The organism is Empedobacter sp. UBA7620, assembly GCF_002484185.1.
Taxonomy (GTDB): Bacteria; Bacteroidota; Bacteroidia; order Flavobacteriales; family Weeksellaceae; genus Empedobacter; species Empedobacter falsenii_C.
On sequence record NZ_DLJI01000026.1, the window covers coordinates 38,832 to 55,872 of the forward strand.

At 30.0% G+C, this 17,041-nt stretch carries 14 protein-coding genes and 1 tRNA gene; 8 read left to right on the plus strand and 7 right to left on the minus strand.

What is annotated here, in order from left to right; all coding sequences use genetic code 11:
• Positions 1 to 297: 297 nt before the first annotated feature.
• Complete coding sequence (locus B2217_RS05520) at positions 298 to 2,118, plus strand: hypothetical protein (protein WP_180905431.1); 1,821 nt, start codon at positions 298 to 300, stop codon at positions 2,116 to 2,118.
• A gap of 24 nt (positions 2,119 to 2,142) precedes the next feature.
• Positions 2,143 to 3,921: a tetratricopeptide repeat protein gene (locus B2217_RS05525; protein ID WP_291122184.1), complete on the plus strand. Its 1,779-nt coding sequence runs from the start codon at positions 2,143 to 2,145 to the stop codon at positions 3,919 to 3,921.
• 37 nt (positions 3,922 to 3,958) lie between these two features.
• Here B2217_RS05525 and B2217_RS05530 read toward each other — a convergent pair whose 3' ends face one another.
• Positions 3,959 to 4,900, minus strand: coding sequence for an endonuclease/exonuclease/phosphatase family protein (locus B2217_RS05530; RefSeq protein WP_291122185.1), 942 nt, complete (start codon positions 4,898 to 4,900; stop codon positions 3,959 to 3,961).
• A 62-nt stretch (positions 4,901 to 4,962) separates the two neighbouring features.
• Between B2217_RS05530 and B2217_RS05535 the strand changes: the two genes are divergently transcribed.
• The 3 genes from B2217_RS05535 to B2217_RS05545 are packed head-to-tail and all read left to right on the plus strand — an operon-like array spanning position 4,963 to position 6,917.
• A complete protein-coding gene (locus B2217_RS05535) occupies positions 4,963 to 6,093 on the plus strand; it encodes a 5-(carboxyamino)imidazole ribonucleotide synthase (protein ID WP_291122186.1) in 1,131 nt (376 codons plus the stop codon).
• A 5-nt stretch (positions 6,094 to 6,098) separates the two neighbouring features.
• On the plus strand, positions 6,099 to 6,602 hold the full coding sequence (purE, locus tag B2217_RS05540; protein WP_115002168.1) for a 5-(carboxyamino)imidazole ribonucleotide mutase: 504 nt from the start codon (positions 6,099 to 6,101) through the stop codon (positions 6,600 to 6,602).
• 12 nt (positions 6,603 to 6,614) lie between these two features.
• Positions 6,615 to 6,917 (plus strand): hypothetical protein, encoded by a 303-nt coding sequence (locus B2217_RS05545; RefSeq protein WP_115002170.1) that lies wholly within the window; start codon positions 6,615 to 6,617, stop codon positions 6,915 to 6,917.
• Between the two features lie 160 nt (positions 6,918 to 7,077).
• On the opposite strand, the gene B2217_RS05550 is transcribed toward B2217_RS05545, so the two are convergent.
• From B2217_RS05550 to B2217_RS05565, 4 genes are all read right to left on the minus strand, one after another.
• On the minus strand, positions 7,078 to 7,851 hold the full coding sequence (locus tag B2217_RS05550) for a hypothetical protein (RefSeq protein ID WP_180905437.1): 774 nt from the start codon (positions 7,849 to 7,851) through the stop codon (positions 7,078 to 7,080).
• Between the two features lie 90 nt (positions 7,852 to 7,941).
• Positions 7,942 to 10,101, minus strand: coding sequence for a SurA N-terminal domain-containing protein (locus tag B2217_RS05555; RefSeq protein ID WP_180905438.1), 2,160 nt, complete (start codon positions 10,099 to 10,101; stop codon positions 7,942 to 7,944).
• A gap of 114 nt (positions 10,102 to 10,215) precedes the next feature.
• Positions 10,216 to 10,800: an LPS export ABC transporter periplasmic protein LptC gene (lptC, locus tag B2217_RS05560; protein ID WP_280046180.1), complete on the minus strand. Its 585-nt coding sequence runs from the start codon at positions 10,798 to 10,800 to the stop codon at positions 10,216 to 10,218.
• A gap of 17 nt (positions 10,801 to 10,817) precedes the next feature.
• Positions 10,818 to 12,101, minus strand: coding sequence for an OmpP1/FadL family transporter (locus tag B2217_RS05565; RefSeq protein ID WP_221627921.1), 1,284 nt, complete (start codon positions 12,099 to 12,101; stop codon positions 10,818 to 10,820).
• Between the two features lie 247 nt (positions 12,102 to 12,348).
• Here B2217_RS05565 and B2217_RS05570 point away from each other — a divergent pair.
• Positions 12,349 to 12,421: transfer RNA gene (locus B2217_RS05570), tRNA-Phe, on the plus strand.
• Positions 12,422 to 12,555: 134 nt separating this feature from the next.
• Here B2217_RS05570 and B2217_RS05575 read toward each other — a convergent pair.
• A complete protein-coding gene (locus tag B2217_RS05575; RefSeq protein ID WP_280046181.1) occupies positions 12,556 to 14,391 on the minus strand; it encodes an ABC transporter ATP-binding protein in 1,836 nt (611 codons plus the stop codon).
• A 151-nt stretch (positions 14,392 to 14,542) separates the two neighbouring features.
• Complete coding sequence (locus B2217_RS05580) at positions 14,543 to 14,968, minus strand: DUF2147 domain-containing protein (protein WP_038333244.1); 426 nt, start codon at positions 14,966 to 14,968, stop codon at positions 14,543 to 14,545.
• A 332-nt stretch (positions 14,969 to 15,300) separates the two neighbouring features.
• Between B2217_RS05580 and epsC the strand changes: the two genes are divergently transcribed.
• Positions 15,301 to 16,074 (plus strand): serine O-acetyltransferase EpsC, encoded by a 774-nt coding sequence (gene epsC / locus B2217_RS05585; protein ID WP_125348924.1) that lies wholly within the window; start codon positions 15,301 to 15,303, stop codon positions 16,072 to 16,074.
• A 12-nt stretch (positions 16,075 to 16,086) separates the two neighbouring features.
• Positions 16,087 to 16,995 carry a cysteine synthase A gene (gene cysK, locus B2217_RS05590; RefSeq protein WP_038333247.1) on the plus strand — a complete coding sequence of 303 codons (909 nt, stop codon included), beginning with the start codon at positions 16,087 to 16,089 and terminating at the stop codon, positions 16,993 to 16,995.
• Positions 16,996 to 17,041: the final 46 nt, after the last annotated feature.

Sequence of the window (17,041 nt, forward strand, 5' to 3'; positions counted from 1 at the left end):
CTTTCGGGCATAAAAAAACCTTCTGGTTGGTATGCCGAAGGTTTTTTTGGGTTTAGTAATAGAAGATAGATTGATTGACTTTTAATAAAAATCAACTGGTCTAGTTGGTATGAATTAGATTTATTGGTTATTAAATCTGAAGCAAAGAAACAGTAGAAATTAGTTTTCACAAAAAAATCGACGCCTCATAATGTCTACAGACAAAAAAAAAGCGTCTACGAATTGTCTACAAACTATTTTATTGTATCTTTACTCATTAATTTTAAACTCTTTACCTAAAACCAAAACTGCAAATTTATGAATCATAAACTGCAAATTTTAAAACCTTTTTTATCCTTTTTTATCCTTTTCATTGGAATTTTTCCCGTTTTTGCTCAAAATGATATTCAAAAAAGCATTAATAACATTGAAAAAAACACTATTGATGGAAAATTTAATGATGCTGAAGAAGAATTAAATATTTTACTAAAACGAAATAATGATAATCAACTAAATAAAGTAATTATCTATATAAACTTTGTTAATCTTTATGCAAATAAAGATGATTACGACAATGCTTTAAAATATGCTAATTTAGCTAAAGAAATAGCTGATAAAACAGTTGATAAGTTAGATGACTCATATACATCTTATGCTTTTGCAAAATTGTATTTATTGAATAGTATGTATGATAAAACAATCTATTATTCGAATAATGCTTTAAAATCACTTACAAATTATCCTAACGAAAACATATTACGATCAAAGATCTATCTTTTGATGTCTATGACTCATTCTAGGACAGGCGTCTTCTCTGAAGAATATAATAATTATATTACTAAAGCACTTTTTTATGCAAGAAAAAGTAAATCTCTTTTAGAATTATTATCTGCTTATTCAGCAACTACATTAATGTATTATCATAAATATCAGAAAAGTAATAACCCTAAGGATTTAGAGAAAATTTTTCAGAATGCTGAAATAAATTTAAGTTACATTAATGAAAATAATATTGATATAGTTCCTATTAAAGCCGCTTCTATTACCTATAATAATTTAGCTTCTTTAATAAACACATACCCTTATAGAAATTTAGACAAAAATGAGCGGTATAATTTAGCCGAAAAATATGTTAAAATAGCTTTAGATTATTCAAGTAAAATTAATAATCCTGATTTAAAATCTACTTGTTATTCAACATATGCTGAAATCAGTGAAAATAATGGAAACAATAAACAAGCTGAAGAATATTATTTGAAAGCTTATGAAATTGTCAAATCTGTACGTAATTTAAGAGACATCAGTACAATTAATACAATTGTAAAACTAATTTCAAATTTTTATGAAAAAAATAATGAACCTACAAAAGCTCTAAAATTCAATAAAGAATCATTGATTTATACACAAAAAGCGTATGAAAAAGCGTATGAAAATAAACGTAATGTACTAGAGGCTTTTTATAATTTTGAGCGCAAAAATGAAGAAATTAAACAACTAAAAGAAAAAAATCAAATCTTTTCAAAACAACGCATTTTGTATTTATCTCTTATTGGTATTTCAATAATTGGAATTGTGCTAATGGTTTATATGTTCATTTACAAACAAAAATTAAACAAACAAAAAACCAATTTATTAGAAGCTGAAAAACAAGAAACAGCTTTAACTTTAAAATTAGAGTTGGAAGAAAAAGCTCGTTTAACAGCTGAACGAAAATTACTTGATATACAACAAGAACAATTACAAAAGAAAGCATTAGCAACATCATTGCAATTAAATCATAAAAATTCTTTCATCAGTGAATTAAAAGAAAAAATAAAAGATGATCAAAATTTCAATATCAATAAAGTTTTAAAAGACGAACGTCTTACTGATAATAATTTCAATGGATTACAAACCATTGTACAAGATATTCATCCTAATTTTTTCAAGAAAATGAACGAAATATCTAAAAATAAACTCTCTGCTCAAGATTTAAATTATGCAGCTTACATCTATTTAAATATGGATAATCAACAAATTTCTAACTTATTGAAAGTTGAGAACAAGACCGTTCGTATGACAAAATATCGTTTAAAACAAAAGATTGGTTTATCAAAAGATGTTGATTTGCAAAAATTTATTCAATCCTTAGAATTATAATAAAAAGTTGATCATTTAGAAAAAATGAAGAGAAAGATATGGATATTATTCCTTGTATTACTTACTCAATATACCAAGGCACAAAGTGATTTTAACAAAGATCAACAATTGGTTTACACCTATTTGTATAGCAAAGATTATGAAAATGCAAAATCAATTATTGATAATAATTTATTAAAAAGCGATGATATACATAATAAGATTATAGGTTATGTATTGCTTGCAGATTATTATAGAAGTATAAAAAAAGAAGTTGAAAGTATTGAAGCTTTAGAAAAAGCTAAAGCATTAGCTAGGAAAAACAAAAATAAGGTGGATATTGCCTTTGTTGAATATGGTTATGCTCAATATTATGATAAAATTAATCAACAAGAATTATTTTTAAAATCCATTAATAAAAGTATTAATGAAATGAGTAAACATAAAAATGAAAATTTTATACTTACTCAAATGTATTTCCTTAGGTTTAGTAATAAACTACGTAAATCACTAGAATCTGGATTTAGATCTGACGTTATTAATGCAAACAAGCATGCTTTATTAGGAAAAAATAATCTTCAAATTAATTTTACATTTAATAATCTGGGATACTATTATCAGAAACAATTTGAAGATACTAATAACAAAAAGTTTCTAGATTCTTCTGTTACCAGCTATAATAACGCTTACAAATATGCATTATTAATAAAGGAAGAAAGTGTAAGAAATCGTTGTTTGGTTGTACATTATCTTAATAAAAGTAGTAGTATAATTAAAACTTCTAAAGAATATCCTCATGAAGAGAGTTTAAAATACTCGATGCAAGCGCTGAACATTGGTAAAAACTCTCCAAATTGTAGTGATATAGTTGCTTTAATTTACATAAATATTGGAGATAGTTATTTTAAAAGAGAGGAATTTGAAACTGCAAAAAACTACTTTCTAAAAGCAGAAAAATTAGCAATGAATGATAACAAAATTTTTCCTGCTCATAAAATCATCATTCTTAATAATTTATCAATCACATATGAACATCTAGATCAATTAGATAAAGCCTTAGAATACGAACGAAAAGTAAAAGAATTTATTCAGCAAAATGATCAAGAACAATTTGATAACAATACAAAGTCTTTAGAAATTTTTTATAATACTGAGCAAAAAAATCAGCAAATAAAACAGTTAGAAGAAAAGAATCAAATTTATTCAAAACAAAAGTTTCTTTATATAGGTATAACATTACTTGCTATTGCTGGTTTGATTTTCTTAATGTACATGTTGTATTATAAACTAAAATCAAACAAACAGAAAACCGATTTATTAGAAGCTAAACGCTATGAAGCAGAGCTGAATCTTGAACTTGAAAAAGAAGAAAAGGCTCGTATTAAAGCCGAACAAGAGTTATTAGCTTTACAACAAGAACAATTGAACAAACAAGCATTAGCTACTTCTTTGCAATTAAAACAAAAGAATTCTTTCTTGAATGATTTGAAGGAAAAAGTAAAAGACAAAGAAGCAATTAATTTGGACAGAATCCTAAAAGATGAACGTTTAATGGACGATGATTTTAATGAAATACAAAATATTATAAAAGAAGTTCATCCAAACTTTTTCAATAAACTAAGTGAAGTTTCGAAAAGTAAATTAACTAATCAAGACATGAAGTACGCAGCATATTTGTATCTAAATATGGATAATGTACAAATCGCAAATGTGATGAAAGTAGAAACGAAAACTGTACGTATGGCAAAATATCGTTTAAAACAGAAAATTGGTTTAGAAAAAGAAGCTGATTTACAAACATTTATTCAAAGTTTATTTTCATAAAAAAATCTGTAGACACTTGTCTACAGATTTTTTGTTCTTATTCTATCTTAAGTTCTGCAACAATTGGAAAATGATCCGATTTTATATCATCTCCACGATAAAAATTGGTAACTTTTATGTTCTTCGAAACCCAACATTGGTCAATATTTGTGCGGAAAATCGGAATGAAAGCATTCCAAGAATTATTCAATCCAAAACCAGAACGAGCATCTTTCATTTTATCTGATTGCACCAATTTGAAATTCGGTGAATAAACCGTAGAATTCAAATCTCCAACTAAAATGATATTTTCATTCGGTAAAGCATCAATTTCCTGCTTCATCAATTCGTATTGTTTATTTCGTCTTTCAAAACGAGCCTGATTTGGTAAAGGCGGAACAGGATGCGTTGCCAAAATACTTAATGGTTTAGCGTCTACAATAATTTCCGCTAAAATAGACGGATGCATCTCATCAATATAATTTTTTGTAGACACTTTAGAGAATGGAATTTTAGAATAAATCGCAATTCCAAAATTGTTACTTCTTACTTCTTCTTTATAATATGGATATTCTTTTCGGATAAACTCTACATGTTTTTGCCAAGCTGGCGTTAATTCTTGTAAAACAATTACATCACTTTTATCTTTAGTCAAATAATCTTTTAGATGTTGAAATTCTTCATTCTGAGAAAAAATATTGATTGATGTAATTTTAAAATTAGATTTTTCTCCTTTCGCATTTTCTCCAAAATAGAAATTTCCTAAGTTTTTGTACGTAATAATTGGAATCGCAACCAAAGGAATCAACCATAAAATATTTTTCTTTTCTTCTTTTCGAATTGAATAATTGTAAATCAAACACAAGAAAAAAGCAATAATCAGCGCATAAATAGAATATTGCACCAACATATCGAATACAAAATATTGATAAAAACTCTTGCTCGTTAAATAAATTCCAGCAAATACAAAAAATAAAATTCTACTCCATTTTGTTAACATCTCGTCAATACTTTTTTAATTCTCGTAAAAATAGAAATTATATTATTCATTAACTTCGCAATATGATAAAAATCGGAATTTTAGGAGGAGGACAATTGGGATATATGTTTTTGCAAAATGCATTGCAATATCCTTGCGAGATTAGTATTTTAGATCCAGCTGCTGATGCACCTTGCGCACCACATGCACATCATTTTGTACAAGGCGATTTCAAAGATTATGAAACGGTTGTTGCATTTGGAAAAGGTTTAGATGCTATCGGAATAGAAATTGAGCATGTAAATGTTGAGGCGTTACGTTATCTAAAATCAATTGGAAAACGCGTTGTTCCAGATCCTGAAGCTTTAGCGATTATTCAAGACAAAGGAGTTCAGAAAGAATTTTATGACAAAAATAATATTCCGACTGCGCCTTATTTTGGATTAGATGATTGGAAAGATTTAAAATCGAAACAAGATATCAATTATCCGATTTTTCAAAAATCTCGAAAAGATGGTTATGATGGAAAAGGTGTTCAGTTCCTAAAATCTGAAGTTGATTTAGACAAAATGCTTCAAGCTCCTTCAATTTTCGAAACGCCAGCCGATTTAGATCGTGAAATTGCGGTTGTTACGGTTGCCGATCATTTAGGAAATATTGTCACTTATCCAACGGTAGAATTTGTCATCAACGAAGAATATAATTTGTTAGATTATTTATTGATGCCTTCTACACTTCCGAAAGAAATCACTGATCGAGCTGAACAAATTGCGAGTGATGTTGTAAAAGCATTGAAATCTCCAGGAGTTTTCGCAGTTGAATTATTCTTGAACAAAGATCAATCGATTTGGGTAAACGAAACCGCTTCTCGTGTTCACAATTCTGGACATTCAACAATTGAAGCAGCTTATTCATCACAATTTGATCAAATGTTAAGAACCTTAATGCAATTGCCACTTGGCTCTACAAAATTGTTTACAACTTCTGCAATGGTCAATTTGATTGGAGCTGAAGGACAAACTGGACAAGCAGAAATCGAAAATATTGAAGAATTATTGACGATTCCAGGAACATTTTTGCATTGGTACGCAAAAACTATCACAAAACCAGGTCGAAAAATGGGGCATGTGACATTGGTGAATGATGATTTAGAACAATTAAAACAAAACATAAAACAAGTTAATGCAACGGTGAAAGTCGTAGCAAAAAAGTAACAACTATGGTAGGAATTATAATGGGAAGTGATAGCGATTTGCCTATCATGAAACAAGCTGCTGATCTATTAACAGAATTAAATATCCCTTTCGAATTAACAATTGTTTCGGCACATCGTACGCCACAACGTATGTTTGATTATGCAAAAACAGCACACGAACGTGGAATAAATGTCATTATAGCTGGTGCTGGTGGCGCTGCACATTTACCAGGAATGGTTGCGTCTATTACGCCGCTTCCTGTGGTTGGTGTTCCAATTAAATCGTCAAATTCGATTGATGGTTGGGATTCTATTTTATCTATTTTGCAAATGCCAAATGGGATTCCGGTTGCGACTGTTGCTGTGAATGCGGCGAAGAATGCAGGAATTTTGGCAGCGCGTATTTTAGGTGCGACTAATCCTACTTTGCAAGAAAGATTAATCAAATATCAAGAAGATTTACAAAAAGCTGTAGAAGCGAAAATAGAGCTTGTAAAAGGCGAATATCCGAATGGGTTTGATAAGTAAAAACTAATTTGTATGATCGAAAACTACATCCAATACTTAGAAGGCTATAATAAAGATAATATTACATTTTCTGATATTGAGAAAGCTATAATAGAAATTAATGAAACAGATGATGAACATAGCGTATTTTGGGTTTCGGTAATTTCTGATGATGATTTTGAAAATGTTATAGAGGCTTCAAAATCATTAGATTTAATTATAACATTTGATAAAATAAGTACTAAGTATAAAGCTAAAGGCTGGAATGAAGTTAAGGAATTATACAAACTACTTTTAGAAGAAAAGTTTGACTTAATAAAAGCTCAAATTAAATAAAACCAAAAACTCCCAAACTTTACAGCTTGGGAGTTTTTTATTATAAGAAATTTTTTAAATCTTAACGTAAAGCTCTATCGCGGTTATCAACCACATCAGCAGCTTGAATCAATGATTGTAACAATGTTTGTTGGAAACGTCCTTGTAATTGACGATTTTATTATTTATTTCTCTTTACCTGATAATACTCAAAATACATACCTCCCTTTTTAAATTTTCCATTTGGTTTCTGTTCGATTAGAATTGTATTTTTATTTAACATCAAATATTTTTGATTTCTTATCATTGCATTCTCATAAATATTTTGATAAACATTTAAAACAAAACTATTCGAATTGGGATTATTAATTATATATTCTTCAGTTTTCTTTAATTCATAACTTCCAATATAAATCTTATGAATTAAACTATCTTTTTTATCAAATTCAAAAATTCGTTTATCTGTTATTAATTCTTTAGGTATATATCCAGCAAAAGCACATGTAGTTGTTGGACGATTAGAAATTCTTAGTCTATTCTTTTTATCATTATTATTAATTGCTAAATCTAACTTTTCTATTTGTAATGTATCAATAGATAAAATTTCATCATTTTTATTATATTTTGTTCTGATAAGATTAAATTTAAAATACACTTTACCTTTTTCGTCAATCTCATCTTCTATAAAATCATAATGTCCATAACTTTTTTCAGCTAAATCTTGATTTAGTATAATTGTATCTCCTCTTGAAATCCATTTTCCAGATTCAGTATATTTATCTTGAAGAATATTTCCAATCGGATCTTGAAAATACTTACTTGTATAGTTGAATGTATTATCATCATTAAATTTAATTTTGAACTGATTATTTTCAAACTCTCCTACAGGATTCTTATTTTGTCCAAAACCTATCAAACAAATGATAAAAAAAGTTAGTCTTATTATTATTTTCATAAATCAAATTTATCCTTAAATATAAAACAAAAACCGCCCGAAGAATTCTTCGAGCGGTTTTTTTATTTATTATAAGAAATTTTTTAAATCTTAACGTAAAGCCCTATCGCGGTTATCAACCACATCAGCAGCTTGAATCAATGATTGTAACAATGTTTGTTGGAAACGTCCTCGTAATTGACGGTTTAAATTATCCAAAATCATTGAACCTTTTTGATTCTTTTGAATTTGTTGAGTTGAAGGAATTACGTAGAAAATACCTGCATTACCAATAATTGCTTTAGAAGATTGATTTGGTTTTACACCAAACGCAGCTCCTACAACTTTAGGCTCTAAACCAATTCCAGTTAAATTAGAATTAGAGAAGTTAACCGTAGCATTTCCTTTTTTCGCTCCAAATTTAGATGCAAAAGCATTCAATCCACCGTTTGCAACTTGCTCGTCTACTAATTTACCAACTTTTTCGTGCATCAAAACTGGCTCTACATATTGACGAACAACACTTGGATGCGCCAAACCTTTGTCAAATTTTTCAACTAAATGAACAACGATATAATCTCCTGTAGAAGATGTAAACAAGTTTGTTGCTCCTTTTTCTGTTTTCTTGTCAAAAGCCCATTTTAAGATATCTCCATCCTGATCGTTTGGAATATCTTGACCAATCGCAGCATAACGCTCGATTCCTTCAGTTGTATTATTTAAATAACCACCTTTTTTCGCGATATTTTTGAAATCATTCAATGATTTTTTCTCAACATTCTGAACATATGTTCTTGCATTTGTAAATGCTTTTTCTGTTGTCGCTTTAGAAGGCTCGATTGTTTTTACAATATTCGCAACTTGATAAGCTGTTTTGTTTTTCGCTTCATCAACTTTGATGATATGGAACCCAAATTGAGATTCAACCAAATCAACTGTTCCAACTGGTTTAGAGAAAATAAATCCGTTATAAGTTTGGTCTAATTGATTGTTTTTTCCAACCCAACCAATGCTTCCTTTTTGTACAGCAGATGATTTATCATCCGATTTTGTTGAAGCAACTTCTCCAAAAGAAGCTGGATTTGCTTTTACTTCAGCTAAAATTTGTTCAGCTAATTTTTTTGCTTCGTCTTTTGTACGTTTTACTCCGTTTCCAGCAGCGCTTCCTGTGTAAGAAACTAAGATATGACTAGATTTTACAGAATCTTTTACTTCTTTCGATTTCGAAAGCTTGTATAATTGGTATGTATTTCCAATTTTGAAAGGTCCACCAATTTGTCCAACTGTTGCAGTTTTCAAGAAGTTTGTTGCTTCTGGCCCTAATTGAGCTTGTTCTAATTCTGCTTTTGTAAAATAATTTGGAATAAATGGTTTCTCAGAATTTTGAGTAACATAAACCGAATCACTTTTTGCAGAACCAAACGCCGCAATTGTATCTGTAACATTGTTCACTTCGTCATGAACAATTTGAGTTGATAAATATTTTTTGATATTTGCTAAAGCAACAGCGTCATCAGCAGTCGAAGCTCCAGCAGGGAAATAAGTATAACTTAATTTTACTAGACCTTCTGCTTTGAACAATTTTGGATATTTCGCTTCGTAAGCAGAAATTTCTTCGTCTGTTACTTTTACATTTAATTTTTTAGCCAAAGTTGCGTAATCTACAAATGCATACTGAATATTTGCATTCGAAATATTGTATCCTTGTTGAATATCCGCTTCTTTACCTGTAACCGCTGTACCAGCCATTACATAACCAAAATATTTTTGAGATAAAATCTGTAATTTTATTTGTTCAGCAGTTTGCAACCAACCTCTATATTGTTGTTGCGCCTCTGGACTTGATGCCGCATTTGCTTCTAATTGCGCAATCTGTTGTTGTGCTTCTGCACCAGACGCCATTCCGAAGTTTTGAGCTGTATAGCTCCAAAATTCATCATCAGAAACTTTTAAACCTAATTTTTCAGCATGTTGTTTCAACACTTTCTGACTAACTAAGCTGTTCCAAGTTTGTTGAGCAATTTGATTTGGAGTTGCAGTTTGACCTTGATTTTCGTACATCTTTTGTGTTTGATCGTACGCACTCTGATATTCTGCAATACCAATAGGTTCTCCGTTCACTGTACCAACTACAGACGGATCTCCAGTAAATAATTGTTTTATTTTTGAATTCTCTCCGAATAAATCTCCTGCAACGAAAGCTAACATTGCAACTCCGATTACCACGAAGATCAGCCAAGTTTTTTTACGAATTTCTCCTAAAACTGCCATTGTTTTATTTTAATGTTATTTCTATAATAGGTGGCGAAAATACGACAATACATTGAATAATAAAATAGAAGAAGCGACAAGTATGCGCTTTTTTGTTAATTTTTTTAACGCTCTTTAGAATTTTTGATTATCATCAACATACTTAAATCCTTGATTATTGAATAAAGTATAGGTTTCTAAATCGTCAGTAGCTTGCAAACCGTTTTTCGCTGTTAACGAATCGCCTTCCTTGCTAATTAAGTAAACTTCTTTCGATGTATAAACTGTTTTATTTTTTTTATTCCAAAATAATTGTTCGCTTTTCAACGAATCACCTTTCTCATTTACGATAATTACGTTTCCTCTACCTTCGTACAATCCCGTTACATCACTCAACTTTGCCCAATCTGCTTGAAAATAACCTGGTTTTACGCTTCCTTTTTGATAAAAATCAAGGTTTAAACCTTTTCTAAAAATCGTGTAAGGAGAATCTACCGTTGTATATTCTTCGATTAGTGGCGAACGCAAATTACCAGAAATTCTTCCCGAATCTTTGTTAATAATATTTGCATTGATAAGTGTGCGTGTTGGGAATTCTACCTTCTTTTTACTGATAGGAGGAAGTTCTTTTTTACAAGAAAAAAGCAAAACGAAAACGCTAATCAGACCAAATACAAGAGTTGGTTTAATTAAAACTTTTTCGTTTGCTTTTTTATACAATTTTTGTTTGTCCAAAATTAGTCAATAACTCTTTTTCTAAACCAAATATCGTTAATATCAAATCCAACTTTAACTCCGAAATAATTTTCTTTAATTAAGTTGTTTGCTGTTTTTCCTTTTTGTCCGTACTCTAACGAAATATTCATCATAGAACCATCATTTTGTTTTCCGATTGGAAATCCAAAACCTAAAGTTGCTCCATAAGCGTCAATATCTGTTCCGTGAATAGAGTATTGAGCTGATTGATAATACATACCAGCACGGTACGTTACACGATTAAAATAACTTTTGTAACTGTTATAATCTGGAATCCAATATCCTCCAACAGCAAAACGTACATTATTTTTGTAATCTACCGCAGAAGACATTGTTGTGTTTTGACCTTCTAATGGTTGAGAGAAATCTTTCCAATTATTATATTTTGCTTCTATAGCTAACGACCACGTATTATCTTTAGAATAAGATGCTCCTAAAGTAAATTGTTGTGGAATCTTAGTTTTTCCATTATCAATTCTAATAATAGAAATTGTGTCTACAGAAGATTGTGTAGTTCCAATATATGTATAAGAAGTTGTAAGATCTGTAACATCAGTTCTTAACTTAGTTCCTAATGTATAAGTAGCTCCAATGTTTAAATTGTTATTTTTTCCAATTTTCTTTGTATACATAGATCCTAAAGTAAATTGAGCACCACGATAGTTCGATTTATCGCTGTAATCTACAGCTAAACTTGCTCCATCTACAGCTAAAATTTCGTTACGTTGCAACTCTCCGAAAAGATAATTAACACGCAAACCTAAAGAAAATTCTTTTGAAAGATTTCTTGAATAAAAAGCATGAAGACTATTTAACCCTCCATCACCTTTCATTTGTACAGTTTGTTTGATATTATTTTTCTCAGAAGTATTCAAAATATCATATCCCAACGCTGTGTAAGGTTGAAAACCAACTCCAAAACTTCCTTTTTCACCAACTGGAAAAGCCAATGAGATATTAGAAACATTGAAACGACCAGCGTTTTCCTTATCTGTTCCAGATTTGAAATTATAATTAGTTCCACTTCCACTTGCATTGAAAGTTGTCATGCGCAAGTTTCGGTTTGCTGCCGGATTCGAGAAGTTCGCACTTTGTCCAAAAGGATTCGTAGGAACCGTTGAGATACCGCCCATACCAGCTTGTTCAGTATTATTATCAAACAATTGCTCCCCTACTCCGTATGCCGAATAAGGTGAAACTGATATTGACTGAGCTTTTATTGTTACCACGCTAAATAGTGATAAACTACAAATAATCCACTTCATTATGAATGTATAATAGAATTCTAAGACGCAAATATGATGATTTGTTGCGAATTGTAAAAATTAGATTGCAAAAATGAGTTGTTAAATCTCTATTAAAATATTAAAACCGCTCTTTTTTTGCAAAGATAAAAATATTTTAAAATTTATTTCTCGGTAAATGAACAAGATAGCTTTTTCATCTAAAAAATATTTTAAATAATGTTTGGTAGAACGGATTTTCGCTCTATATTTGCATCACAATTAAGGCGGTGCCTTAGCTCAGTTGGTAGAGCAAAGGACTGAAAATCCTTGTGTCCCTGGTTCGATTCCTGGAGGCACCACTGCTTAAAACCTCAATCAAATGATTGAGGTTTTTTTTGTTTTAATATTTAAATGTTAATAATATCTTAAAAAAATATTTTTAACTAAAAAATCCGCTTAATAAGCGGATTTTTTAATTATATAAAGTTAAGATTTATTCAAAATTCTGCATATTTACCAAATTAGCGTAAACGCCTTTTTTCTCGATAAGTGAATGATGATTTCCTTCTTCTATTATTTTTCCAGCCTCCATTACCACTATTTTATCAGCATTCTGAATGGTTGATAAACGGTGCGCTATAACCAAAGAAGTGCGATTTTGCATCATATTATTTAAAGCAACTTGAACCAATTTTTCAGATTTCGTATCCAAAGCAGATGTTGCCTCATCCAACACCATAATTGGCGGATTTTTATAAACGGCACGCGCAATACTCACGCGTTGTTTTTGCCCTCCAGAAAGTTTGCTACCTCCCTCTCCTACTGATTCTTGATACTTTTCTGCCATTTTTACAATAAACTCTTCCGCATTTGCAATTTGCGCTGCATGTTCTACTTTTTCTAAATTTGGAGATTTATCACCTAATGAAATATTATTAAAAATTGTATCATTAAACAAAATCGAATCTTGCGTTACCAAACCAAATAACAAGCGATAATCGTGTAATTTTATATGTTTGATATCGATTCCATCAATCAAAATCTGACCAGATTTCACATCCCAAAAACGTGTAATCAAATTAGCCAAAGTCGATTTACCTGAACCAGATTGCCCAACCAAAGCAACCGTTTCTCCTTTATTAATCGTTAAATTAAAATCAGTTATCACATCGTGCTCACCATAAGCAAACGTTACGTTTTTGAACTCAATTTTATCTTCAAACGCTTCTATTCCTTTTGCATTTGGTACATCTTTTATCGATACATCAGCATCCAAAACATCAAAAATTCTTTTTGCAGAAACTTCTCCTTTTTGCACATCTGATAATGCTTTCGAAAAACGTTTGATAGGGTCTAATAATGTGTAAAAAGTTGCGATATAAAAAATAAATTCAGAACCTGTTAATCCATTTCCTTCCAAAGACAATTTCCCTCCAAAAAATACAATTAGACCAATTGTTATTGCTCCTAAAAACTCACTTGTTGGTGACGCCAAGGCACGTTTTTTCATTACTTTTTGAAGATATTTTCGATAACGATTAATTGATGTATCGAATCGTCCTTTTACCTGATCTTCTGCATTAAAAATCTTAATAATTTTAAGCGAAGTCAAGGTTTCGTCAACATAAGTAATAATATTTGACAATTCGTCTTGTGCATTTTCTGCAGCCTTTTTCAAGCTTTTTCCAATCAAAGAAATAATTGTTCCCATAATTGGAAAAACCAAAATTGCAAAAATCGTTAATTGATAACTTACTGTAAATAAGAATATCACAAAAACAATAATCATAATTGGAGATCTAACAAGCTCAACAAAAGAGTTCAAAATATTAGATTCTACTTCGTTGACATCACTCGAAATACGATTAATCATATCTCCTTTTCTTTTTTCAGTAAAATATGCAACTGGTAAATCAATAATTTTATTGTGAATATCCACTCGTAAATCACGTGTAACGCCCGAACGTAAATCAACTAAACAAGTTTCGGATAGAAAACTGAAAATATTTCGGAACAAAAATGCTACAATAAATACAACACACGAAATGGCTAATACATAAACTGGACCTTCTGTCTGCGAAAGTTGATTCATATAATATCCAGAATATTCTGAAAAAAACTGTTTCAAATCAACCAAATGACCTGAATAAATAGGTTTACTTGTTATATGTTTTTTATCTTCTCCGAAAAGTACACTCAATATAGGCATCATAAATGCTAATGCAACAATATTAAATATTGCATACAATAAATTGAAAATAATTGCTGATACAAATGAAGATTTGTAAGGTTTTATATAAGCAAACGCTCTGTTTTTATATGAACTCATTAATTTATTTTAGAAATAATCAAACTAAAGTTTTGAAGCTACAAATTTAAGCAAAAAAAATAATGACTATTCTTTTTAAAAATAGTCATTATAGAGTAAAATTTTGTGGGTTTGATTACTCAGAGTAACCTTTTCGTTTTTGTTTTGATTTTTATTTAACTCGTTGCCAAGTTTGCGTTCTTCCTACAAGAGAAATCCCGATAAAACCTCTTACGTCTAATTTATCATTTCCGTTAAGAGACATTTTTGCTTTGTATTCCTTTCCACTATTAGGATCAATGATTTTTCCACCATTCCATTCTTTTCCATCTTTTTTAAGACCAGAAAGAATTTGCATTCCTAAAATTGGTTTATTTTTTAATGCTCCTGAACAATCTGTACATTTTGCATCTTCTTTTCCTTTCGTTAAAATCTTAGTGACTTTACCATAAAGTTTTCCATCTTTCTCGAAAATCTCTACGTAAGACTTCGCCTGTTTTGTCTCATCATCAATTGTTTTCCAAGTTCCAATTGGTGATTGCGCATACATTAAAGATGTCAACATAAAGAATAATCCGAATAAAATTGATTTTTTCATATTTTTATCCTTTAAAATTTATTTCACTAAAATAACTATTTTTTAGTGTAAATAAAACACTACGCTTTATTTTTTATAAAAATAATCTCTTTTAAACATAAAAATTCATTTATAACATTAATTATCAATCATTTAATTCAATAAATATTTTTAAATAAATAATTATAAATTTTATTCATAAAAGTCAAAATAGTGTATTATTATGCTTACATAGCAATAATAAAAACGAAGGCATTTTTATGGTTTTTGTCATTTTTATGACAATTTCTTCTTCAAGAATAAAAAAATGAATACATTTGTCTACTATTTTTATAGAGTTTATAGATTGAAGAATGAATCAGCTTACGAAATACAGTTTACCATTTAGAAAACAAGAAGTAGAACCTTTGATAGAATCCATTATTTATGATGAGATTTTTCAACAACCAAATCCTTTGTACAAGAAAGAAGATTTACTCAATCAATTCAATTCTATTTTGTTAAAAATTGTTCCTGAGGAGAAATCGAATCAAATTAGTTTATATTTTTTTGAACAATTTGCACAACTTAGACAAGAATTAGAGGAACTAATTTTTGTTTTTTATGCAAATGATCCTGCATCTAAATCGGAAATTGAAATCATTTTAGCCTATCCTGGTTTTTTTGCAATTGCAATTCATCGTTTAGCACATATTCTCTACAATTTAAATACGCCTATTCTTCCTCGTTTTTTTTCCGAATATGCACATTCTAAAACTGGAATTGATATTCATCCTGGTGCTTCAATTGGAAAAAACTTTTATATCGATCATGGTACAGGAATTGTCATTGGAGAAACAACATTGATTGGTGATAATGTGAAAATTTACCAAGGCGTAACATTAGGAGCGTTTTATGTTTCGAAGAATTTGGCTAATAAAAAACGTCATCCAACAATAGAAAATAATGTCACAATTTATGCTGGAGCAACTATTTTGGGAGGAACAACAATTATTGGAAAAAATTCTGTAGTCGGCGGAAATGTTTGGATTACAGAAAGTATAGAAGAAGATTCTGTTGTCTATCAAGAGAATCAACCACAAATAAAAAAACAAAAAAAAGAACAACATATCAATTATATCATCTAAAACCTTACAACAATGATTTACAATAATGTATTAGAAACCATAGGAAATACACCAATTATTAAACTGAATAAATTATTTCCTAACCATAACGTTTATATTAAAGTAGAAAAACAAAATCCGGGTGGATCAATAAAAGATCGTATTGCTTTGGCAATGATTGAAGATGCTGAAAAAGCTGGAATTTTAAAACCTGGAGGAACAATTATAGAACCTACTTCGGGTAATACAGGAATTGGCTTATCATTTGTTGCGGCTGTAAAAGGTTACAAAATGATTATCACAATGCCAGAATCGATGTCAATTGAACGTCGTAAAATTATGGAAGCTTATGGTGCTGAATTTGTTTTAACTCCAAAAGAATTAGGAATGAAAGGCGCTATTGCAAAAGCACAAGAATTAGCCGAAACAATAGAAGGCGCTTGGGTTCCGCAACAATTTGAGAATAATTCGAATCCGACAGTCCATTACAATACAACAGCAAAAGAAATCCTTGAAGATTTTCCACAAGGAGTTGATTATTTAATTACAGGAGTTGGAACAGGCGGACATCTTTCTGGAATTGGAAAAGCATTAAAAGAAGTTAACTCTTCAACAAAAGTTATCGCTGTAGAACCAACAGATTCTCCTGTCATTTCAGGAGGAAATCCTGGTCCACACGCGATTCAAGGAATTGGAGCAGGATTTATTCCTACTAATTTAGATACTTCAATCGTTGATTCTTCTACTCAGATTACAAAAGAAGAAGCATTTGAATTTGCAAAAAAAGTGGCTAAAGTAGAAGGTATATTTGTCGGAATTTCTACAGGTGCTTCATTGGCTGCAGTTGCTAAAACTTTGAATGAAGTAGACAAAAACACGAAAATATTAACTGTCAACTACGATACTGGCGAACGCTATTTATCAGTAGAAGGTTTATTTTAAATACTATAAAAATTTTTAAACGAAAGGAGATATTGACAAAATGTCT

Excerpts from the sequence above, each read along its gene's own strand:
- B2217_RS05550 (WP_180905437.1), bottom strand. The coding sequence starts at position 7,851 with ATGAAAATAATAATAAGACTAACTTTTTTTATCATTTGTTTGATAGGT.
- purE (WP_115002168.1), top strand. The coding sequence starts at position 6,099 with ATGGTAGGAATTATAATGGGAAGTGATAGCGATTTGCCTATCATGAAA.
- B2217_RS05535 (WP_291122186.1), top strand. The coding sequence starts at position 4,963 with ATGATAAAAATCGGAATTTTAGGAGGAGGACAATTGGGATATATGTTT.
- cysK (WP_038333247.1), top strand. The coding sequence starts at position 16,087 with ATGATTTACAATAATGTATTAGAAACCATAGGAAATACACCAATTATT.
- B2217_RS05520 (WP_180905431.1), top strand. The coding sequence starts at position 298 with ATGAATCATAAACTGCAAATTTTAAAACCTTTTTTATCCTTTTTTATC.
- B2217_RS05530 (WP_291122185.1), bottom strand. The coding sequence starts at position 4,900 with ATGTTAACAAAATGGAGTAGAATTTTATTTTTTGTATTTGCTGGAATT.
- B2217_RS05555 (WP_180905438.1), bottom strand. The coding sequence starts at position 10,101 with ATGGCAGTTTTAGGAGAAATTCGTAAAAAAACTTGGCTGATCTTCGTG.
- B2217_RS05575 (WP_280046181.1), bottom strand. The coding sequence starts at position 14,391 with ATGAGTTCATATAAAAACAGAGCGTTTGCTTATATAAAACCTTACAAA.
- B2217_RS05545 (WP_115002170.1), top strand. The coding sequence starts at position 6,615 with ATGATCGAAAACTACATCCAATACTTAGAAGGCTATAATAAAGATAAT.
- B2217_RS05565 (WP_221627921.1), bottom strand. The coding sequence starts at position 12,101 with ATGAAGTGGATTATTTGTAGTTTATCACTATTTAGCGTGGTAACAATA.
- B2217_RS05525 (WP_291122184.1), top strand. The coding sequence starts at position 2,143 with ATGAAGAGAAAGATATGGATATTATTCCTTGTATTACTTACTCAATAT.
- B2217_RS05580 (WP_038333244.1), bottom strand. The coding sequence starts at position 14,968 with ATGAAAAAATCAATTTTATTCGGATTATTCTTTATGTTGACATCTTTA.
- epsC (WP_125348924.1), top strand. The coding sequence starts at position 15,301 with ATGAATCAGCTTACGAAATACAGTTTACCATTTAGAAAACAAGAAGTA.